A 23,235-nucleotide genomic window follows, 5' to 3' on the forward strand; every position below is an offset into this window, starting at 1 on the left:
CAGTTTTAGCTCCCCAATCGATATTCTACCACCGGCCAGATACGGTCGCCTTCCATTGCGCGAATCATAATCGTTCGACCTCTTATTTCACTGCGTTCCAGGCGGTAGTAATAATAACCTTCTGTATCCAACTCCATCTCGTAGCGACGGCTGCCCATCGTAAGGAACATGATGTCTGCTCCCGTAAAGCGAACCTTGAATTCGTAGGCGGTTTCCCCTGAAGGGAGCATGCCTTCAGTAGGAGAAAAATCGGAAAGTTGTAAGGTTTGCGGAATACGAAAAACACTAGGCTGGTTAACAAAATCAACGGCTGTACGGACTTCGGGCAGTAGTTGCCAGCGGTCATCGGCAGGAAAATGACGTAGAAAAAAACTTTCAGGGTCCTCCATGAAAAAGCGATCATCAAAGGAGCGGGTAAATTTGGTTGCTTCCGGATCGGTATACCCTGATGCCCAGGTAACATCCAATAAGTGCCATTCCCCATCAATCTCAATAGCATTCCAGGCGTGGGTCTCCGGAAGGCGTTCTGGATGATAACGTTGGGAGCCCGTGCGCGGGGTACCGCCGACTACCTCTGCGTTTAGGCCTGCAACCTCACACATCTCCTCAAAAAGGATGGCATATCCTGCACAAACACCAAGGTTTTTCTCAAAAGCACGTTCCAATATTTCCGGGCGGGTACGGGCTTTTCGGTCTTCTAACTCTCGGTGATATTCTTTACAATCGTAACTCATCGAAGAGGCTACGTAGGTGAAAATGGCGCGGGCCTTTTCCAGCTCTGTGCGGTAAGGTGCCACCAGTTGTTGGGTGGTTGTGGTGAGGTCGCCACTGGCTTTGAAGTTCATCGCATGCTGGTCGATGGCTGCAAAGTCTTGTGCTTGCAGGAGTAAGCCATTGCCAAAAATGAGAAATATAGCAAGGAGTAAAGATGCGCGTATCATACTAGATTTTTTAGAGAGATGAGAAGAGATTCGGAGCTAACATCATCTTGTTTTTATATGCTCAAAAAGTTGTTAGCCCCGATTCGCTAAAATAAAGAAAATAAATAATTCTCTTTTGATTTTGTGTTCTCAAAGTTTCTAACGCAATAACAAAACATCGCCACTCACCACTTCCGACCTAGCCGCCGCTGTTTCTACGGCTGGCACTAGCGTGTATTCGATCTGATAGAGATAAACATTCTGTTCGGCAGGATCACCATTTTGGCGTTTGCCATTCCAGCCCTGAGCGGGATTGTTTGATTGAAAGACCAAGCCACCCCAGCGGTCGAAAACCTGCATGTGGTAATCACTTAAATCACCTGCAAAGCCGATATTGAAAACATCGTTGCTGCCATCCTGATTAGGAGAGAAAACATTGGGGACAAATATGCGTACCGCATTTTCTACGACAAGCTGTTGGCTAATACTGTCGACACAATTTCCAGGCCCCTCCACGCGCAGATTTACAGTATAAATGCCTGCTTCGTTAAATACATGCAGCGGATTGAAGAGTGTACTGCTGGTGCTATCACCAAAGGTCCAAACGGTTTCGTAAATGATGCCCGTGCTGGTATTGTTGAAGTTTACCTCGTTGTTCAACGTATTCACGCCTCTAGGATCGTAGGTGAAGCTGGCCTCTGGTTGCTCATAAATCTGAATAGGAGTACTGATGTCAACCGTCGTGCGGCAGTTTGCGGCGTAAATGATCGTCACCTCAGAGGTATAGTCTCCCGCGGTTTGATAAGTATGGTTAATCGTTGGGGTTGTCGTCGTCTCCATTGTTCCGTCACCAAAAATCCACTCGTATTCGGCGGAAGGGGGAGCGACTAAGTCAGTAAAGGTGATGGTGTGAGGAGCACAGCCTGTCGGCTCATCCAGTACCAGCTCATTGGCGGGCAATTCCGCAACTTCTACCAAGACGGTGTAGTCGTTTGCACAATCTGCGTTCGATGAAAAATTCAGTTCAAAGCTTCCTGCGCCAGTGATACTAGGGTCAAATAGCCCCGTTGTGTTATTGATAATTCCAGGCCCAGACCAGGTGCCGCTTTCATTATTGTAGCTCACAGTTACGGGGCTACTGACCGTACACAGAACGTCGGGATGATCCAATAAAGGGGGGGCTAACACGGTAATCTGTACCGAATCCAACTTGGTACATCCCTGATTACCGATAGCTTCTACATAGTAAGTGACGCTCTCCGTAGGACTGACCGTTACGGAACGAGTGGTGTCAGAAGTTGTGCCGTCGGTCCAGTTGAGCGAATAGTTAGAAACAAAATCCAGCGTGACACTTTCCCCCGGACAAATCGTCATATCCTCGGGTACTTCTACATTTACGCGTTCTACAACTACCTCGTCAATCCACACATAAAAACCGAGCATAAAATTATCGTTGGCTACGGTGAAGGTTGAAGTAGACACATTGCCCATGTAACCGATGTAGAGGTATTCGTAAGCCTCAGGAGCTGTATAGGTAAACTGGACCTGGTGCCAGATGGTATCGCTAATGACCATTTCTGTTGCAACCCACTGATCGGCCATCAATGAGAAATCAGCGAGGTTGGCATTGAAAAATGGTGTTGGCGTATCAGAGAAAAAGACGCCCCATTGGTTGGTTTCAAACAGGTTGTTGGGGTTGTCTTTTTTATTATTAATCCAGAAAGAAATTTCGTAGCAATCTTCGGGGACCAAGGGTTCCAATAGTTGGGTGCCGGCCCATTCTTTCGTACCATCGGCACCGTTGCCTTTGTAAACCCCAAGCACCCCGCCGCCTTCGTGTGGCATTCCGCAAGTGCTGTCTCCTTCTCCCTGTGGGCATGGATTGAGTAAAGTTAGGTTGGAGCCAAACTCAATATCTACGTGGTGATGATCGGGTGTACCGTTGGCCTCGTACCAGTGGGTCAGTCCGTTAAGTGTTCCCGGAGGCGAAATATTATTGCTTGGGTCCCAAATTTCGAACCCCGGATCAGCAATTAAGTTTTGGGCAGAAAGGGTATTGTAAACTTCCACAAGCAGGAGCAGCAAAAAGCAAGAAACAGTAATTCGCATCTTCTTCGTTTTAATAAAAAAAACCTCTGCCAGGCACGTAGTTACTACGATCACCCGGCAGAGGATATTAGGTTACTCACCTTCTTTCGGGGAATTATTGCTTAACAATCCGCTTGATGGCCTTTCCGGCTTCAGTATGAATGGTTAAGATCAAAATGCCTTGCGGTAAATTTGCAAGATCCAGGCGAGCGATATGGTTGTTGAATTCCAGATTTACGATTTGTAGTACTTGTCCGGTCACGTTGGTCAATACGGCCTGATGAGGCTGCTGGCCTTCTGCTTCGTATTGGAGGTAGACGAATTCTCCAGCAGGGTTAGGGTACACCAAAAACTGGCTGGAAATTTCCGTTTCCTGTACACCTACCAGAATAATGTCATCACAGTTTTCATCCACGTCGTTGTTTGGAATTTCTTCTGCATCAGGATTGATGAGAGGGTTGGTATCATCACAATCTTCGTCGGAGTTGAAACCATCCATGTCTTCGTCGATGATGAGGATTTCGTTATCACAGTTTTCGTCAATGTCATTGTTCGGAATCTCTTCCGCATCAGGGTTAATGGCGGCATTGAAATCGTCACAGTCATCAGCGATGCTGAAACCGTCCATGTCGGCATCAATAAAATTATTGTAGCGAACAATGGTCATGTCATTCTGGGTGGTAGGCGTTGCAGAAGCTCCCACCAAAATCACCTTGCCATCGGGTTGTATAACGCTCCCATTGGCAAAGGCAAATAAGGTGGAGGTCAAGGTTCTTACGACACCATTTTCGCCCCAGGTAGAATCAGGTACTCCCATTGCATCAAAGCGAGCAGCAAGAAACTGGCGCGGACCACCCTGGAAGAAGGTACCACCGCTTTCACCACTGGCAATGATTTTACCGTCAGGCTGCACCAAAATCGACAAGCCTCTGTCATTAATATCTACATCTACATAAGAAACACCGTTCGTGCCAAAATCAGCAACTGGCAAGCCGTTTTGGTCAAAAGCAGCAAGAACGAGATTGTCGCCCTGGTTGGTAGCGTTTTGTCCTGTAACCAGTATATTGCCATTAGGGTGGATGGCCAAATCGAAGCCAGTACCCTGGTAAGGGGCTAATATTCCGCCGTCGGTACCAAAGCTTGTATCAAGACCGCTACCATCGTTGAGGACTTTGTAAATAGAAACCCTATCCGATCCGGCAGGCTTAGCGCGGCCAGAAACAAGCAGGTGCCCGTCGGGCAAAATCTCCATACTGCGAATGTCGGTAATGATAGAATCTGTATTCCATACAAAAGCACCATTGGTGCCAAAAGTACTGTCGACGACGCCAGCGGCGGTGAATTTGCCAACCACTGACCGATAGAAAGAGAATCCAGGAATCTGGCTCACACCTCCTACGAAAATAGAACCATCCGCAGCGACTTCCAATGTACGCGCATAGTCCTGCATGGTGTCTATCGCCAGCGTAGCGATACCATCTGTTCCGAACATAGAATCGAGTACACCTTCGGCAGTTACTTTGTAGACGGCGATACTCAGGTTGTTGATGGTATTGGCATAATCACCAGCAATCAGAAAGCTACCATCCTCCTGGAGGTCTAGGTCGTAAGGAATGTCTGATCCGGCAGGATTGTCAACAAAAAAGTAGCCGTTATTCGCAAAAGTAGAATCAATGGTGCCGTCCTCCAACAGGCGGATCAGCTCTACATTGAGGTTGTTGGAGCCATAAGACCCTGAGGCCAGGACAACAATTTTGCCATCATTCTGAACCACTACATCGTTTGCGGTTTCATTAGCTTCGATAAAATCCAGCAAAAGTACCCCTGTTTGGGCAAAGGTTGAGTCAAGCCCTCCGTCTTGCGCATTTGCGTTAAAGACCAGGCATCCGAGTAAAAAAGTAAACGTAAAAATCTTATTCATAACAATAGCTTCGATAGTGAACATTTTCAAGGCGATAGGTTTATTACCTAATCGCCTTGGCAAAGATCAGTGGCTCGAAGCGTTCAGAAAAATACAAAATTTCAAATTTTATTTTCTTTAAAAAATTTTATAAATATGTAAAAAGCTGTATAATAGTAAGTAATAGTGTTATTAATAGTATAAAATATTTTGAAATCACTTCAGAAAACTAAGCTAGCACGCCAATTTAACTGCCTAAATTCTAAGGATCAGCAGCAATTTTTGTTGTTTGTAAGTTCTCCTTACTTCAATACTTACCAGCCTTTAGCAGATTTAGCAGCTTATCTACTCGGGCCTCCATGCTGCAATTGGGCCACCACTACGAAGCGGGATATTCATCGTGCGTTGTTTCGTAAGGAAGCCTACAATGAGGCCAAAATCAATGCCTTGATGACCAAGTTGTTGGCATTGTTAAGGCGCTTTCTTATTCATCATCAACTAGAGGAAAGACCGGAAGCCAAGGAATTTATGTTGCAAAACATGCTTCAGTATGGTATGCACGATTGGTTTGCCCAGGAATTTAAAAAAATGCCTAATTCGCAAACCGAGCAACAGCAAAAGCTGAACGAGCAACAAATTCACTGGTTGGACGATTTGGAAAAGACCATACCCAGTAATTTACTCCTGGAGAATATCTATCTGGCAGCACAAACTTTTTTCAAAAATAGCCTGGAGTATGCCTGCACCCTTGTGCAAAGAGCTCAAACCACCAATGCTGCCATTGATACCCAAGTGGTGACGAGCATCCACGATCAGCTTACTCATCAATGGCCTCAATTGCTGGAAATCCCCGTCATCCAATTGTATTATTACAACTTAAAAGTAATTTGGGGTGAGGAACGAGAGGAAGCTTACCAGCAATTGAAGAGGGTATTCTACAAATTTACCCACAATTGGGAAGACAGAGATTTGTTCAATGCCTACCGAAGTATGCTCAACTTTTGCATTCGTAAAACCAATACTGGAGACAAGTACTTTCAGCACGAAACACTGAATATCTATAAGTTCATTATTGACAGAAAGCACATTCTGAAAAATGGTCAGCTCAAGCAGGTCTCTTATAACAATGTTATCTCCCTAGCTTGCCTTGAAAAAGAGTTTTCGTGGGCAAAAGATTTCGCGGAAAAATTTAAAAGCTACCTTGCTGAGGATGTTCAAAAAAATGCCTATTTCTTTAATTTTATGAACATCTACTATCATGAAGAAGACTACGATTCCTCTTTGGGGATTATGCAAAAAGTGAATTTCACCAGCGTCTACTACCAGGCCAAGACCAAAATTATTCAGCTAAAAATTTATTACGAACTAGCAGAGTGGCTGCTACTGGATGCAGCACTCAATAGCTTCCGTTTATTTCTTTTGCGGACCAAGAAATCGGGGCTGCATACTCAAGAGTTGCTGAGTTTTGCAAAAATCCTACGGCAGTTGGCAAAAATCCGAGAGCAAAAACCCTTTATTCCCTCAACGGAACTCACCCGACGCTTGGCAGCGCTGGAAGAGAAAATAACCACTTCCCCAAAAAACATTTTTGACCAGCGTTGGCTGCTGCTAAAAATCTCTGAGCAAAGTCAGGGGTAGCTACTTATTACAGGGAGATTTTTGAACCATGTAAGGGAATAGAAGGGCAAGTACGTTTTTTGAGGGGAGAGGTGTTTTTATCCCGCCGCGATTGATTCTACTGCTGGGGGGCGGGATAAATCTCGCGATACAATAAACCATCGAACAACCAACCTTCAACCCTCACATCTTTAAAACTTCCGACTTCCTTCACCCCATCTCCCTTCTCAATAATTGTGCATTCACCGCACAAATCACCGTACTCAGGCTCATCAAGGCGGCCCCGAAGGCTGGGCTGATCATCAAGCCAGGAATAAAACCGGTGGCTAGTGGCATGGCGATCACGTTGTAGCCAGTGGCCCAACCCAGGTTTTGAATCATCTTTCGGTAGGTCGCTTTTCCGAAAAGGAGTAAGTTGACGATGTCTTTGGGGTCACTGTTCACCAAGATAATATCGGCGGTTTCGGCGGCGACATCCGTACCGGTTCCAATTGCAATGCCGACCTCGGCTTGTGCCAATGCTGGTGCATCATTGATGCCATCTCCAGTCATGGCCACAAATTCTCCGGCGGCTTGGAGCTCTTTTACTTTGTCTTGTTTGGCTTCGGGTAATACCTCCGCGAGGTACTCGTCCATCCCCAGTTCTTTTGCTACTGCTGCGGCTACTTTTTCGTTGTCGCCTGTGAGCAGGAAGCATTTGATGCCGTTTTTCTGGAGGGTTTGAATAGCTTCGGAAGAACTTTCCCTGATTTGATCGGCGAAGGTGATGAAGCCTACCAGCTGTTCCTCAATGATGATAAAGATTTTTGTTTCAGTACCATCTTCTGCTGTTTCGTTTGGAGCCGTTATGTCTAGTTTTTTTAACAACAAATACCCTCCTGCTTTGACGGTTTTTCCTTCTACCACAGCACTCACGCCGACACCAGATTGGTAGTTGAAATCTTTACTCTCGGGCACTTTCAGGTTTTCTTCTTCCGCTTTACGTTGCAAGCCTTTGGCAATATGATGTTCTGACGAACTTTCGGCTGCGGCGGCGTAATTCAAAATCGCCTGCTCATCGTAGGTTTCATTTAAACTCACGATGCGTACCACTTCATGCGAGCCCTTGGTGAGGGTGCCCGTTTTGTCAAATAGGATGGTCGTAATTTTTCGGGCATTTTCAAAGGCGGTACGATTGCGAATGAGTAGGCCGTTTTTAGCGGAAACGCTGGTAGAGATCGCCGCTACCAGTGGAATAGCCAAACCTAGTGCATGCGGACAACAGATCACCATCACGGTCACCATTCGCTCCAGAGCAAAGGAGAGTTCACGCCCCAGCAACAGCCATACGATGAAGGTTCCAAAACCTGCCGTAAGTGCAATGATGGTTAGCCAAAAGGCTGCCCGATCCGCCAGGCGCTGGGTTTTCGATTTTTGCCCTTGGGCTTCCTGTACCATATTGATGACCTGCGAGAGGTAGGTGTCGTCGCCAATGCCTTTTACTTCCACTTTGATGGCGCCGCTACCGTTGATAGCGCCACCGATAACTTTCTGTCCTTTGGTTTTCGTCACGGGCTTACTTTCGCCGGTTAGCATACTTTCGTTGAGGTCACTTTCACCTTCGGTGATGACGCCGTCGGCAGGTACTTTTTCGCCGGGTTTGATAAGGATAATGTTTCCTTGTTCCAATTCGCTGACTTTCACTTTCTTAATGTGGTCACCGTGGACTAAGTTGGCTTCGTCAGGCATCAAGGCTGCTAGTGCTTCCAGGGCTTTGCTCGCTCCTAATATCGACCGCATTTCAATCCAGTGCCCTACCAACATCACCACAATCAATGTCGCCAGTTCCCAAAAAAAGGTTTTGCCTTCCAGCCCAAAAACCACCGCAGAGCTATACAGGTAAGCCGCAGAAATAGCCACCGCAATCAGGGTCATCATCCCCGGTGACTTCTTCTTCAGTTCGTCTACCAGGCCTTTCAAGAAGGGCCAACCACCATAAAAGTAAATGATGCTTGACAAGGCGAAAAGCACATAACGATCTCCGTTGAAGGACCAGCTAAGCCCGAGTAGGTTTTGGATCATTGGAGCCAGTAGTAGCACGGGTAAGGTCAATACCAGTGAGACCCAAAAGCGACGCTTGAAATCTTTAATCATCATGCGGTGATGATCCTGATGGTTGTGGTGTTGAGCATGATCCTCGTGACCTTTTTGATCGTGCTCGTGGTGCTGATCATTATGGTGTTGATGCTTTTTCATTGGTAGTTTTAATTTAATCAAGTATGAGGCGGTCAGACCTTTCTAATCGGTTTGTTCCAAACGCTGGATGATGTTTTGGTAAATATCACAGCGTACATGATCACAAAGGAGGTGGCCATCTTGATGGCAAGTTTCAAGTAGTTGTTCCTACTGTCTTTGGCTTGTAAACGAGAAGGTTATTGGATAATGCTTGTTATTACTGTAATCGGTCACTACGCTACAAATGTTCGCTTGATGTTTTGCCATTTCTAAGTGTTGCCTTATTAACATTAAAAGTACCAATCAAAACGTGTCCCGATAGATTAGAGATGATCGTATCGGTTGCGCAAGGCGTAGCCTGAAGCGCGCCAGACGGAGGAGGACGAGCTACTCCGTAGGGCAGGGTTTCATACCTTGCACGTAGGAGCAGCGGATAGCCCGGTGCCGTATTGGTGTTTGCAATGCAACGACAATACCAGCATGGCCCCCAGAACTACTTAAACGCAACGGCAATCTAAACTTGTGTGGATTTTAGGCACAGTACCCTACTCTTTCGGGTGCATACCCGTACTCAACTCATAGCCACCACCCATTTCGGGCACGATCTGGAAATAGAAGGCCGTAGGTGCTTTGTAATCACCAAAATGCCTTACTCCTTGCATATCGCATTGCATATTGTATACCCGGATCGTGCGACCCTCCTGAGCAACGGTGTAAAACCCCTGGGCAAACCATTTCATCCGGTCGGCCAGTTCGGGGTCTACTCCTTCGAGAAGTTGTTCATTGATGGGAAAGGACTCGAACGCAATAGTATTTCCAGAGAGCATCGAATACTTGCCGATATGGAGTTGCTCGCCGTCGTTGGCCACACCGTACCAGGTCGTATTTCCTACTTTCACGGGTACGGTGAGCAATTTCTCAAATTTAATATCCTGTTCGGCCAAAGCCGCCGCAAATACGTTCTCGATGTGTGCTTTATTGGCCAAGGTAAACAACAGATAAGCCGTACTCACCAGCAAGCCCAGCTGGTTAGGTAGCGCCCTGCGTTTGGCATCCGGCGCAAAGCGAAAAACACTAAGGAGTACCCCTGCCAATAGCGGCACGGTATAAAATGGATCCACAATATTGATACTGTCAAAAGACACCCGCCAGTCGGTAAACGGCAGAAAAAGCTGCGTGCCGTAAGTCGTAAAAGCATCCAGCAGCACATGGGTAAACAAGCCGAGGAAGCTCAGCAACCACAGCCGCCAATAAGCTTCCGCTTTGGTTACCTTGAGGTGACTCAGAAGGTAAGCGATCAGCAGTGCCCCGAGGAGACAAAACAGTATCGAGTGACTGTAGCCCCGGTGAATACTGATGTTTTCCAGTGGTGAAAAAAAAGGCGTCAGCAAAACGTCCAGGTCAGGAATAGTGCCAATGGCGGCACCGATCAAGGCCGCTTTACCACCAATTTTCTTACCCAGTATTGCTTCGCCAACCGCAGCGCCTAAGGCTGCTTGTGTTAAAGAGTCCATAGCGCTTACTTGTTTTTCCATTCCACCACGCCTGAAACTACCCGCGTGAGGCTATCCACCTGGGTATAGGCAAAGTAGACTTTGTCATCGTGCATGGTGATCACCGGAAAGCCGCTCTGCCGCGAAGCTTCCACTTCAGCGAGCACCAGTTCTTCTTCCTTTTCGCCTTGGAGGCTGACGCGTGCCAGGCGGATTTCTGCCGCTTCTTCGGTCTGTTCCACCCAGGTGAGTATCAATTTTTGGTCTTTCGTGAAAGCCAAGCCAACCCGACCTAGTGGTAAGCCATGGTCTATACGGATGGGCTCACTAAAGTTGGCCCCCTGATCGGTAGAGCAGGCTATTTTTACTTCCCCTTTACCTTCGGGAGCCGTAAACCAGGCTACGGCGACGTTGTTTCCTTGGGCTTTGATGACGGGGCCATTGACGGGGCAGCCCGCTATTTTCCAGTTATCCTGGTGAACTGCGGTGGGTGCTTGCCACTGGCCAGCTACCTGGCGTACGATGTAAATGTCTCGGATTTCTTCTTCGGAACGATCGCGATAAGCCACAATGGGCCCATTGGGGGTGAGTGCTGCACTGGTCTGGCAACAATCACAAACCCTAGCGTCTAATTCGGCTTCTTGACTAAGCGCCCCAGCGGGGTCAACAACCGCCGCGCGGAGGGTCATGGCACCGCCGTGGCCATGGCCGTGATCGTCGGAAGGGGCTTCGTGTTCGTCGCCCTTGGTATTGCGTCCATCCAACCAGGTGACGAATACCTGCTGCTCAGAAATGGGGAGCATACTCACAAAACCGTGTTCAGCCGCGATGCTATCGCGATGCGGGATGAAAGAAGGCGACCAAGTCTGTCCGCCATCCTGTGACTGTGAGAGGTGAACGTCGTAATCGTAGGTTCCTTCGGCGCGCATTTGCAACCAGTGGGCTACCATTTTTTGGTCGTTACCTGGGTAGGTCACCAAGGCAGGAAAGTCGGCCCAATTGACGAACCAATCTGCACCTTGGGCAATTTCCTGAGGCGTACCCCACTGTCCATCTTCCAGGCGCGCGAAGCGCAGGGCGTCGGTGCTGTCGTTGAGAAATTCTACCCAAGAGAGGTATACTTCTCCGTTGGAAGAGGTAAACAAGCGGCCTTCGCCACCTTCCTGGCAGGGTGTGGCCAGGGATTGGATGACTGGAGAGGTTGACGCTTTCTGTGTTGGTTCTGACTGGCAGGCCCAAACTAAAAGGAGGGTACAAGTGTAGATAGTGGTTCTTAACATGACATATCGGATTATTAGAGCGTGTTAGGAAAAAACTCCCAACACGCTCTTTTTTTAATATTATCGCTGTACGATAATCTTTTCAAACACCTGATAACCATTTCCGCTGATCTGGAGCAGGTAAATGCCAGCAGGAAGATTAGCTAAATGGAGGGTTTGGGTGCGTTGCAAAGGCTTTGCCGGGATCAATACTTTTCCGGTCAAGCTTACTACCGAAATCATTGCGTCGGCGTAGTTGTTCATCTCAGGAATAGAAACGTTCATTACATCGGTGGCAGGGTTGGGACTCAGATTGATGGCGATCTCTAGCCCGGCTTCCCTGGTGCTGGAAATATCGCCAGGGGTGGCAATTTTCAGTGTATTTTGTACTCTGTTGACGAACCATAAGTTGCCATCAGGGCCAATTTTGATACCTGTAAGTCCTAGTTCGCCAGTAACAATACGGGTGATTTCAGCAAAATCATTGGCCATGTCATAAGCAACAATATCGCCCGTAGCGTAGTCGCCTACGTAAAGAATACCATCGAAAATTTCAATACCACAAGGAGCTTCCAGGCCGCTTTCGATAATCGTTTCAGTGGTAAAGCCCGTAATTCGCAAGTGCTCCGCCAGTGGTTCATTGATTTCGGGAAGATTGACCGAGCCTGTTCCTGAATTAATATCGAGGCGCATTACACGATCATTGCCATTGTCTACAAAATAGAGCCAGCCAGTAGCTTTGTCCAAGACCAAATGATTGGGAATATTGCTATCGGCGGTAATACCAATTCCTTTGTAGCGATGCACTTTTCCATCAGAGTGGTCATCGTTGCCAGGGCCATGATCCTCAGCAAAGTCATAGCGAACAATATCTTTGTTCCAATCATCATAGACCCAGAATACATTATCTACTTCATGAGCAATGCCCATGGTGTAAGGGCTACCGTGCAGCATATCCAGGTGACTGCCATTTCCACCGGAAGGCTGGGCGTAGATCTCTGGGTCACTCGACCAAAGTGCTGGCCCCGTAAAGGTCCCTCCGTTGTGGTTGGCATCTTGTACCCCGGCGGAGTTGGCAAAGTTGAAGTTGTCATTGCTAAAAGCTATACCCGTTGGCAAGGACATAAAATGCCAGGAATTACCATCTACTTTTTCCTCGAAGCCCGGGTTGTCAGAGGTACTTCCGGACATGGTCAAGGTACTACCACCTATATTTTCGGTACGTTGATTGATGACCCACAGTTCATCCTTGCCCAAGATTGGAAAGAAATCCAGGTCGGTAGGCTTGTCAAGAAAATTAGTGGCACCTTCTACTTCTGAGATAATTGCAGGAGCTGCTGCAAATTCGGTGATTTTATTAGGAGGAACAACCAAGTCGAATATTTCTGAAGCAAAAGACAGGGCATTGTTCGTCTGGTCTTCATCATTGGCCATATTAACCGAAACGATGGATACTTCTACTTCAAAAACACCAGGACTATCAGGTATCCAAGGAGTTGCCATGGTGAAGGTGTAGTAGCTGAATGCAGGAATGTCCAATCCTTCCAAAGTTTCGACAACCGGAGCAGCTCCAGTAATGGAATAACTCAGCTCTAAGGTGTTGATTGCGTTCACACCTGCATTATAAATGGTGCCATTCAGCGTCAGTGGACGACCTACTTCGCCGAATAAACGGCGATCAAGTTCGACGAGTGAAACCTCCAACGCAGGCGGTACTTCAACCGTCACGTTGTCGATGGCAAAACCGTAGAGCCAACCACCGCCATCATCATAGCGAAAGCCTACGAGTACGTTGGTTTCCCCTGCATAAGCACTTAGGTCGACGTTGTGGCGATCCCAGCTGCCGTGGCCATGGAGGTCTTCCAGTACGGTCCAGGTCGTTCCATCCAGCGATACTTCAATGGTAGCATCTTCCTGATTGCCCTGGTAGGATTGGTCGGTGTAAAAAGCATCAAAACCTACCACTACGCTGGTTACATCACTGAGATCAAGCGGTGGCATAATCAAGTATTCATTACTTTTGTTGCAATTGCAAGCATCATCATTGGTTGCAATAATACGACTGGAACCATTGCTCTCAATGGGAAACGACTGGCTGGATAATGCTGGTGCAGAACCTACTAACCAACCGCCGTCAGTGGCATTTGTAGTAATGGTCCAGCCATCAGGAAAGGTAAGACCTTCAAAATTTTCTTCAAAAATAACCTGGGCCGATAGTGTTCCCAACATTATTAGGGACGATAAAAGGGTAGCAATTAATTTATTCATTTTACTGATTATAGGATAAAAAAGGAAACGATCCATTAGGCCGGAAGCAAATCACTCCCGGCCTGCTCGTTTTTTAATGATTATGTCCTTCGTGGTCACCGTGGTCATGCCCTTCATGATCGTCGTGAGAATGCTCTCCTTCTTTGGCGTTCTCATTCTTGACGTAATCCATGCCGCACACGGGGCATTTTCCGGGTTCTTCACTGCCCGATCCTGAGCAATGCATGGGGCAGATGTAAGCGGAGGTATACTCTTTGCCTTGCTGCTCGGTACCATCGCCGTGATCGTGGCTGTGGTTTCCGCAGGCGGTAAATAGGGCGCTTGAGCCGACGAAGGCCAGTAAAAACATTAAGAATTTCAGATTTTTCATTTTTTCAAATTTTGAAGTAGTTAAAAAGAATGATTTATTGATCGTGCGTAAGTGACGGATTAAAAACAACTGATTCCATTCCTGCCTGCCATCCGCCGGCTAATCTTTATACACATTTAATCAAGCTTAATTTGATTGACAATTCGCCAAGCGGAGAGTTGCTCCTGAAATCTTCGCCATCCCCAGCGCATGGTTTTTGGCCCTGGTGGCGACTGGCTTTTGTAGCCACTGTACCCCCCCATTCTGCCGATTAACCATGCCAATCGAGCCAAGGACTCAGGAGGGTGGGGATTTTTTTGCTTTTGGGTTTGACCCTCATAGATCGGAATAAGTAGTTCCACGAAAGTCAGATCCTGCGTATCGATTAGTAATGTAGCCTTTTCTTGGTAGACATGGTCGCGGTCTTTGAGCAATTGTAATAAATGCAATGCCGCCTGCATGGCCATGATCACGAGTCGTTTCATAGCAATGCCTGATTCAACCTGAGCGGATTCGCATTCTAGCCCTTTGGTTTTTAACAAGCTAAAAAGCTCCTCAATATTCCATCTATTTTGGTAGATATCGACAATTTTCAATGCTTGATGCTCATTTTCAATGACCATATCCGTCCAGATCGTCCAATGAACAGGAGCCTCGCCATCAGGTACGCTGTGTTCCAATTCTTTGAGTTGTACAAAGTATAATGGAATTCGGTCTGGCCCTTGCGCTTTGGTACGATCTTTAGGCCGGGCAATCTCTACCCGACCATAACTCAAGGCCATCTTTGCTTTTCGGGCTTTGCGCTTTTTTTGTCTTGGGATAGCTACTTCAATGACGAGTCCCTTGGTAGCTTGCTCTTCTAAATACTGCCACAATAAATGCTTGCTGTCAGACTCGTCATAAATCACCCGCTGCTTGCTAGTGCGAATAACCAAATGATGATTGGGGGGCATTGGCTTAGCGAAGAGTTCGTAGATATCCCCTTCCCGATCCATGACATGAACAACTTTTCCCCGATGCCCCTTTAAAACTTGTGTACTATAATCTATACTCTCCAACCAGCGATAAGAACTCTTCTGCTCAATAGGCTGCCTCTTGTAATTACGCTCATGTCGATTCGGTTGGTCTACACATCGATTCCAGATATGAAGGTGTGTGTAGCCCAATGGAAATCCACTATCGCCATCCAACACAAGGCCGGGATGAAGAAAAAAACCGAATTCTTGATTCGTATCATCTTTCCAAAGTGGCCCCAAGTCCTCATCCGACTCACTTAAACGCCCCTTATGGCCAATTGCATTATAGTCGGTCGTGTCTTGTATGACATATAAATCCCGGTCAGCATACTCCTCCGTATACCAAGACTGGGTAATACTGTTCACCAGAGCATCCATACTCAATCGATTGTTATTTAAAAATCGACTCATCCCCATTCGTTCTCGATGGTGTGTATTCAGTCGATTGGGAACACCGCTGCCACTTTTTATCATCTGATGTAATATACGGTTTGCTCGTTTTTCTAAGCGAGCATCACCTAATTTATGATCAAATACTACACTAATAGCTGTCATAATTAACACGTGATTAAGTAGATATTACTGCGATTGCTTAGGCAGATCGTGTACGCCTCTACAAATATATTCGTAATCTTGCGATGTGTATAAAGATTAGCATCCGCCGGGCAGGCAGGTAAGGCCCCTGCAGGAGGTACGCCCCAATTGTCCCGATTAATCACTCCGGTTCTAATGCGACAATGGTCTCTTCAATGATGCCACAATGCAGCATCGCCTCCCCAAAATAGGGATTCAATACCTTATCCTCGGCACTTAGCCAATCGGCACCATTGTCGTCGAAGGCCATGGGGCAATGTTGAATATATAAAGTGTCGGAAGCTGCACCAAAAACTTTGACGGCATGAATGAGGGCCTGCGAAAGGAAATCAAACTGCTTGCGCTGGGTTTCCAGGTCTTTGGTGGTGGTGATTTTTTCGCTGTGCGCTTGTAGGGCTTGCAATTGTTCCATCCAATAAAGGTGAGCATCTCCTTTGAGCAGGCTCATGTCTACTTTACTCAGCGATTGCCGCATCAGTTGGGCTGCCGCTTCAGCTGCTGTTGCATCGGAGGCTACCAGTGCATCCTTGACCTGAAGGTAGGCATTCACGGTATGGGTAAGCTGTCGTTGGAATGCAGCAGGGGTGAGGGCTTGATAATCGGGGAGTACGGCTGCTGCTGTGGCCTCATTTTTCAGGGCTACCTCCTTGTTCATCATACTCGCCTGGTTGTTGAGTTGCGCAGCGGCATCAATGGCAAAACTACCATAAGTGACGACTTCCTCACCTCTTGCCAGTCCACTGGTGACCTGATAGAAATCCCCTACGGCTTCGCCTACTTCCACTTCCCGGTATTGGAAAGAAGGTACCGTAGCCTCCTGAATTTTGACGTAAACGACGGAGCGTGGGCCCGTCCACAAGACAGCAGATTTTGGGACCATCAAGGCAGTGTTCGCACCAGTGGTTTGTTGCACGTTGCCGTACACCAGCATCTCGGGTTTGAGCAGTCTTTGCGGGTTATCCACTTCGGTGCGTAATGATGCTGTACGAGTACGGGGATTGATCACCGGATCGATGAAGGTGACGCGCGCATTAAAGGTTCGGTTGGGGATGGCCGGTGTGGTGAATTCGATACGATCGCCCATTTTCAGGTGCGCCAGATCATCTTCGTAGGCTTCAAAAAGCACCCACACTTTGCTGAGGTTGACCAGTGCAAAGAGGGGTTCACCCTGGCGAACATAATCTCCTACGGCGACCATTTTGTTGGTGACAATACCACTTTCATCTGCGAATACGGTGAAGGTTTCCTGAATGACACCTTCTTCCTCAATGCGGGTGATGGTAGCTTCGGGGATTTTCCAATAGCGGAGTTTGTTGCGTGCCGCAGGCAGTAGCCCAGGGCTAACGTCGGCAAGCTTACGCGCTTCGAGAAGTTCACGTTGTGCGGTGATCAACTCAGGAACATAAAGGTCTGCCAGTTTTTGTCCTTTTTTGACCTGTTCTCCAGTGAAGGTGACGTACAGTTTCTCTATACGACCTGGCACGTGAGCCACTTGGGAAGAAGCCAGGCGTTCGTCGGACTGCACCGTTCCTGAAAGCCTCAGGGTGGTATTTTCTGCGCTGTTGGATGTTCCCACGATGGTGGTCTGAATATCGGATAAACGTATAGCTTCTTCCGTCATTTGCAACACCAGAGGATCATCGGATGCGTTGTCGTCTAGCTGGATGAGATCCATCCCACAGATGGGGCAGTCGCCGGGTTCATTCTGTCGAATTTGGGGATGCATGGAGCAGGTCCATATGGCTTCTGTTGTGCTGCCTGGTATTGTGTCTCCATGATCGTGAGTAGGGCTTGATGCTGTTGTTCTAAAACTCATGATGGCTACACTCAGTAAGGCTCCCAGGAGGATGCCAGCGATACCAAATAGCCACTTTTTATTGCTTTGTTGATCCATTTCTTTTTTATTTTATTGCAACGAATTGCTCTATTTTACTTTTTGCCAAATGTGTTTGTACACTGGCTTTTAACCATTGTAAGCGGTAGCGGATAAGGTCTTGTTCGAGACGAAGTAGTTCTGCAAAATCACCACCCTGAGCACTGTATTGATCCTGGAGGATTTGTAAGGTGGTTTGGGTCAGGCTGATCTGTTTTTCCAGGAAATCCTTCTGCAACATAGCCGCACGGTGGTTGCTGTAGGCTTGTTCTACCATGGCCAGCATTCGGCTGAGGGCATTGTCTTCCTGTTGGGAGAGACCCAGTATGCGAAACTGTTCCTCGCGTTCGCGGGCGCGGTATTGCTCTCTGAAGAGTGGTACTTTGATGGTGGCTCGCAGCATGAGGATATCACGACCGTTGCTGGGTACCATCATATCGGTGCGTTCGTTGACCATGATATAATCGACGCCTACACCGAAGGAGGGTCTGGTATTCAGGTCATTGAGTGCGATCATTTGTCGGGATACCTCTTGTTGTTGCTGGAGCATCCGCAATTGAGGGTGGTACTGTCGGAGATAAGCTTCGAGCGTGTCTTGCTGAAAGGGCAGTGCTGTAAATACCAGGCTGTCATTCAATGACAAGGGGGCTTGTAACTCCCGCTGGCGCAATTGGTTGATGGTTACCGTAGGAGGTACTTCTGCTTCGGCAAGGAGCGCCAGCTGCTGTAATAGTTCTTCCTTTTTCAATTGTACCCGTAGTACATCTGCCAGCGTGGCTCGGCCGCTTTCTACTTTCGCCAGTGCCAACTGTTCCAGCGCATCAAGTAGTTGCAGGTTTTCCTGGATGATGGTCTGGCTGTGCTGTATTTCGTAGAGTTGCAGGTAGGCTTGTCGCAATTCAAAAAGAAGATTCAGTGCTTCGGCACCGATGCGCTCGTAAGCGGCCTTGGCTTTGGTTATTTCCAACTTCTCTTTCTGCGACAGTGTACCAAACCAGGGCAACATCTGGGTTGCACTCACCCGTAGGACTTGTGGCCCCAGGCGGGTTTCTACTGGCAGTGGGAAGCCGCCCAGCCCCAGCTCCGGATCAGGCAGTTGGCTCACTTGTGGTGCGCGCTCGCGGGCGGCGAGATACTCACTTTCGAGCGCTTTCAAAGCGGGGTTATTCGCCCGTACCTCTTCCACCAAAGCTTCCAGTGACTGCGCGTGCAGGCTGGTGGACAGTAGTAAGAGGAGGATTAGCAATTTATTCATAGTTACGTTTTTATAGGATGGAACACGGATAAAACGGATTGAACAGGATTTTCACGGTTTTTTTAGTTTAGGAATCTGTGTAGATCCGTTGTATCCGTTCGATCTGCGTTCTATCACGTTAGCTTGGATGGAACACGGATTTTTATTTCAAACTGTTTTCAAAAATTTTCCTGACCACTTTGGGTTCAAGTCCAAAATTGAGAAGTAGTCCTACTTCAATTTCTGTAGCTTTCAAGTAATTAATCAGTTGTGCTTCATGCGCTTCAATTAATCCTTCTGCAGCTTTCAATTCGATAATCACTTTCCCTTCCACGAGTAAATCCGCGAAATAATTCCCCACCAGTTCTTCTTGGTAATAAACCTTAATGGACTGCTGTTGAACTACCGATAGGCCTAATCGCTTAAGTTCAAAAAGCATTGCGTTTTCATAGACCTTTTCCAAAAAACCATGTCCTAATTCGTTATAGACATTGTAGTAAGCACGAATAATTTTCCCTGTCAAATCATTGTGAAGTAGCTCCATTGGTTTATTACTTAAATCAGTGTAAATCCGTCTGATCCGTTGGATCCGTGGCCTATCATGTTTTGCAGGATGGAACACGGATGTAACGGATTAAACAGGATTTTCACAGTTTTTTTTGTTTAGAAATCTGTGTTGATCCGTCTGATCCCTGACAGCAGCAGGCAGGCGTAGCCTATCACGTTCTTTTTCTCACCCGCCACTCCTCGCGCATAGCGAAAAGGACAGGAACGGTAAACATCGTAATCATCTGTAGGCTCATCCCGCCGAAAGAGGGGATCGCCATGGGGAGCATAATATCCGATCCGCGGCCGGTGGAGGTCAGGATGGGTAAAAGTGCGAGTATCGTCGTAGCAGTTGTCATCATTGCGGGACGGACCCGGCGCAGGCCACCTTCTACTACGGCATCTCTTACTTCCGCTATCGTAGTGGGCTCATTCTTTTGGAAGCTGTCTTGCAGGAAGGTCGCTACCAGCACCCCATCATCGGTAGCAATACCGAAGAGCGCCAGAAAGCCCACCCAGACGGCTACACTCAGGTTGATGGTGTGAACCTGGAAAAGATCTCGGAAGTTGGTGCCAAACAATTCGAAATTCAGGAACCAACTGGTATCATACAATCCAATCATCAGGAAGCCACCCGCAAAGGCAATGAATACCCCACTGAAAACCATCAGAGAAACACTCACCGAGCTGAACTGAAAGTACAGAATCAGGAAAATGATTGCCAGCGCGATGGGTACCACCAGGCTCAGGCGCTTGCTGGCGCGAACCTGTTGTTCGTAGTTACCCGCAAAACGGTAGCTAACGCCGGCTGGCACCACCAGCTCTCCGCGTTCAATGAGTTGTTGTAAATGCTGCTGTGCATTATGCACGACCTCCACCTCCGAGTAATCTCCCTCGCGATCAAACAGCACGTAGCCTAGCAGGAAGCCGTCTTCACTCTTGATCGACTGTGGGCCTGCTTCGTACCTTACGTCCACCAAATCACCCAGCAAAATCTGCTGCCCTTGTGGGGTGGGAATGTAAATACGTTGGAGGGCTTCGGGGTTGTTGCGGAATTCACGCGGGTAACGGATACGGATGGCGTAACGCTCGCGACCTTCTACCGTGGAGGTCATCTTCATGCCCCCTACGGCTGCCTGGATATGTTGTTGGACCTTGTCAATCGTGAGACCATAGCGACTGATCGCCTCTCGGTCAATATCCAGTAGGAGGTAAGGCTTGCCAACGATACGATCCGCAAACACCGCCGCATCTTTGACACCATCCACCTCTTTGAGGTGTTTTTCCAGCTCCAGGCCAAAGCCTTCGATCGTCGCCAAATCAGGCCCTTGCACTTTGATGCCCATGGGCGCACGCATGCCCGTTTGTAGCATCACCAGCCGGGTTTCAATCGGTTGGAGTTTCGGAGCCGAAGTGACACCGGGCAGTCGGGTAGCCTGCACAATTTCGTTCCAAATATCATCTGGATTTTTGATGTGATCGCGCCACTGGCGGAAGTATTGGCCCTGGTCATCAGGAATCAATTCACCCTGTTCATCCCGTACGTATTCGCCATTTTTTACGCGAAAGCGTAGCCGGTGGCCAGCTTCGTCGGTTTTGTATTCAGATTTATACAAGATGATGTTTTCGTACATCGACATTGGCGCAGGGTCAAGCGGGCTGTTTACACGACCAGCTTTTCCTACGACGGAATAGACCTCTGGAATGGCCGTGACGCTCATGTCCAGCAAGCGGAGGTTTTTGATGTTCTCCTGCATCCCAGCGTGCGGCATAGCGGTGGGCATCAGGAGGAAAGAACCTTCGTTGAGGGCGGGCATAAATTCTTCTCCCGTGGATTGGAAGACCCGGAATCCTTGCCAAATCACCACACTTACGACCAGAAGGAAGAGTATTTTGAAACGCAGTAAAAAACGTAGGATGCGCTCGTAGAAATAGATAACAACGTAGAAAATACCAATCAAACCACCAGCCAGTGATACCACAAAAAGGAAGTTGGTCAAATTGCTTTTCGTAACCCCCAGCGGCATCCAAACAGTGGTCAGTAACCAGGTCACCAAAAGCGCATAGATGATATTCGTAGCCCAGGATAGTAGGGTCGACTGGCGGTTACTTCCCCGCTCGCGTACCCAGATTGCCGCTAGCCCTGCCAGTCCTACAATGGCGAGCACCGTGCCGGGAAAGGCACCATAAACAAAGGCAACGACCAAGCCGGCCACCACTGCCAGCGCATTGCCCACCAGAGAAATACTGCGACTTCGCAACTTGATTGAGAAAATACTGTGTGCTAAGGCAGGAATGATGGTAATAGCCACAACAATCGAAGCTACCAGCGCAAAAGTTTTGGTGAACGCCAGTGGTCGAAAAAGCTTCCCTTCCGCAGCTTCCATCGTAAAGACCGGAAGAAAACTGATCACGGTAGTCGCTACTGCCGTGATGACCGCCGAGGCCACCTCTACGGTAGCTTCGTAGATGCTGGTAAGTAAGCTCTCTTCTGGTGGAGCGTCTTCTATACGTTTGACCATGCTTTCCGTCAGCACGATGCCCATGTCAACCATGGTGCCAATGGCAATGGCAATTCCCGAAAGGGCCACGATGTTGGCGTCAACGCCAAAGTAGCGCATGGCGATAAAACACATCAGCACTGCCACTGGTAAGGTGCCTGAAATCAGCAACGACGACTTGAGGTTGAGCAACATCAGGATGACAACCATGATGGTAATCAATACTTCCAAAGTGAGGGCTTCCTCCAGGGTACCGATGGTTTCGTTGATGAGTTGGGTACGGTCGTAGAAGGGGACCAGCTTTACCTGCGAGATGGTGCCATCGGCGAGGGTCTTGGAGGGTAAGCCGGGTTCAAGTTCGGCAATCTTCGCTTTGACATTTTTGATGACTTCCAAGGGGTTGGCCCCATAACGAGCTACCACCACGCCGCCGACAGCATCGGCGCCGGATTTATCGAGCACGCCTCTGCGGGTAGCGGGGCCCAGGCTTACGTGGGCTACATCTCCTACCCGTAGCGGGATGTTATTATTGACGACCACTACGGCCTGCTCAAGGTCTTCGATGTTTTTGACGTAGCCCAGGCCGCGGACGAAATACTCCGCCAGATTGATCTCAATGGTTTGCGCACCGATGTCGATATTACTGCCTTTGACTGCTTGCATCACTTGGTCGAGCGTAATACCATAGACCTTCATCGCTTCGGGGTCGACATCAATTTGGTATTCCTTGACAAAACCTCCGATGGAAGCTACTTCGGCCACACCCGTAGCGGCCGACAAGCCGTAGCGCACGTAGAAATCCTGGATGGTACGCAGCTCTTGAGGATCCCAACCGCCGGTGGGCTTGCCGTCTTTATCGCGGCCTTCGAGGGTATACCAATAGATTTGACCGAGGGCGGTAGCATCTGGCCCCAGGGCTGGCTGGACTCCATCAGGCAGCGTGTTGGCTGGCAAGGAGTTCAACTTTTCCAGGATACGACTACGGCTCCAATAAAATTCAATGTCTTCCTCGAAAATGAGGTAGATGCTGGAGAAGCCGAACATGGAATTGCTGCGCACACTCTTCACGCCTGGCACCCCTAAGAGAGCCGTGGTAAGAGGATAAGAAATCTGGTCTTCCACATCCTGTGGCGAGCGTCCGGGCCATTGGGTGAAGACGATTTGCTGGTTTTCACCAATATCCGGGATCGCATCTACGGCCACCGGATCACGTGGGAGAAAATCAATTCCAAAATCAAAAGGTGCCGTCACCAACCCCCAGCCCACAAAAAGCAGGAGTAGGAGATAAGCGACCAGCTTGTTTTCCAGGAAGAAACGTATATATTTTGCTAACATGATTGCTCTTTTCTATAGCCGAAGACCT

14 protein-coding genes are annotated in these 23,235 nt (G+C 48.2%); 1 reads left to right on the forward strand and 13 read right to left on the reverse strand.

All coding sequences use genetic code 11. The features are described 5' to 3' along the window. Positions 1-5: 5 nt before the first annotated feature. The 3 genes from AB0L18_RS12810 to AB0L18_RS12820 form a co-directional block, all read right to left on the reverse strand. Positions 6-941 carry a transglutaminase domain-containing protein gene (locus AB0L18_RS12810; protein ID WP_367392989.1) on the reverse strand — a complete coding sequence of 312 codons (936 nt, stop codon included), beginning with the start codon at positions 939-941 and terminating at the stop codon, positions 6-8. Between the two features lie 138 nt (positions 942-1,079). After that, a complete protein-coding gene (locus tag AB0L18_RS12815) occupies positions 1,080-3,029 on the reverse strand; it encodes a PKD domain-containing protein (RefSeq protein WP_367392990.1) in 1,950 nt (649 codons plus the stop codon). 94 nt (positions 3,030-3,123) lie between these two features. Further along, positions 3,124-4,929, reverse strand: coding sequence for a MopE-related protein (locus tag AB0L18_RS12820; protein ID WP_367392991.1), 1,806 nt, complete (start codon positions 4,927-4,929; stop codon positions 3,124-3,126). 261 nt (positions 4,930-5,190) lie between these two features. On the opposite strand from AB0L18_RS12820, the gene AB0L18_RS12825 reads away from it, so the two are divergent. After that, entirely contained in the window at positions 5,191-6,546 is a 1,356-nt protein-coding gene (locus AB0L18_RS12825; RefSeq protein WP_367392992.1) for a hypothetical protein, read from the forward strand. A 189-nt stretch (positions 6,547-6,735) separates the two neighbouring features. On the opposite strand, the gene AB0L18_RS12830 is transcribed toward AB0L18_RS12825, so the two are convergent. From AB0L18_RS12830 to AB0L18_RS12875, 10 genes are all read right to left on the reverse strand, one after another. Continuing rightward, entirely contained in the window at positions 6,736-8,760 is a 2,025-nt protein-coding gene (locus AB0L18_RS12830) for a copper-translocating P-type ATPase (RefSeq protein WP_367392993.1), read from the reverse strand. Positions 8,761-9,284: 524 nt separating this feature from the next. After that, on the reverse strand, positions 9,285-10,253 hold the full coding sequence (locus tag AB0L18_RS12835; RefSeq protein WP_367392994.1) for a metal-dependent hydrolase: 969 nt from the start codon (positions 10,251-10,253) through the stop codon (positions 9,285-9,287). A gap of 5 nt (positions 10,254-10,258) precedes the next feature. Then, entirely contained in the window at positions 10,259-11,512 is a 1,254-nt protein-coding gene (locus AB0L18_RS12840) for an exo-alpha-sialidase (RefSeq protein WP_367392995.1), read from the reverse strand. Positions 11,513-11,572: 60 nt separating this feature from the next. Next, on the reverse strand, positions 11,573-13,759 hold the full coding sequence (locus AB0L18_RS12845; RefSeq protein WP_367392996.1) for a choice-of-anchor J domain-containing protein: 2,187 nt from the start codon (positions 13,757-13,759) through the stop codon (positions 11,573-11,575). Positions 13,760-13,832: 73 nt separating this feature from the next. Continuing rightward, positions 13,833-14,129 carry a heavy metal-binding domain-containing protein gene (locus AB0L18_RS12850; RefSeq protein ID WP_367392997.1) on the reverse strand — a complete coding sequence of 99 codons (297 nt, stop codon included), beginning with the start codon at positions 14,127-14,129 and terminating at the stop codon, positions 13,833-13,835. A 116-nt stretch (positions 14,130-14,245) separates the two neighbouring features. Further along, on the reverse strand, positions 14,246-15,679 hold the full coding sequence (locus AB0L18_RS12855) for an IS4 family transposase (RefSeq protein WP_367389587.1): 1,434 nt from the start codon (positions 15,677-15,679) through the stop codon (positions 14,246-14,248). Positions 15,680-15,839: 160 nt separating this feature from the next. Beyond that, on the reverse strand, positions 15,840-17,612 hold the full coding sequence (locus AB0L18_RS12860; protein WP_367392998.1) for an efflux RND transporter periplasmic adaptor subunit: 1,773 nt from the start codon (positions 17,610-17,612) through the stop codon (positions 15,840-15,842). Positions 17,613-17,619: 7 nt separating this feature from the next. Beyond that, the gene (locus tag AB0L18_RS12865; protein WP_367392999.1) at positions 17,620-18,846 is read right to left on the reverse strand and encodes a TolC family protein; all 1,227 of its coding nucleotides are present in this window, start codon (positions 18,844-18,846) and stop codon (positions 17,620-17,622) included. Between the two features lie 142 nt (positions 18,847-18,988). Continuing rightward, positions 18,989-19,369 (reverse strand): GxxExxY protein, encoded by a 381-nt coding sequence (locus AB0L18_RS12870; protein WP_367393000.1) that lies wholly within the window; start codon positions 19,367-19,369, stop codon positions 18,989-18,991. Between the two features lie 175 nt (positions 19,370-19,544). Further along, a complete protein-coding gene (locus AB0L18_RS12875; RefSeq protein WP_367393001.1) occupies positions 19,545-23,207 on the reverse strand; it encodes an efflux RND transporter permease subunit in 3,663 nt (1,220 codons plus the stop codon). Between the last annotated feature and the right edge of the window lie 28 nt (positions 23,208-23,235).

Origin of the sequence: Lewinella sp. LCG006 (assembly GCF_040784935.1) — a bacterium.
Lineage (GTDB): Bacteria > Bacteroidota > Bacteroidia > Chitinophagales > Saprospiraceae > Lewinella.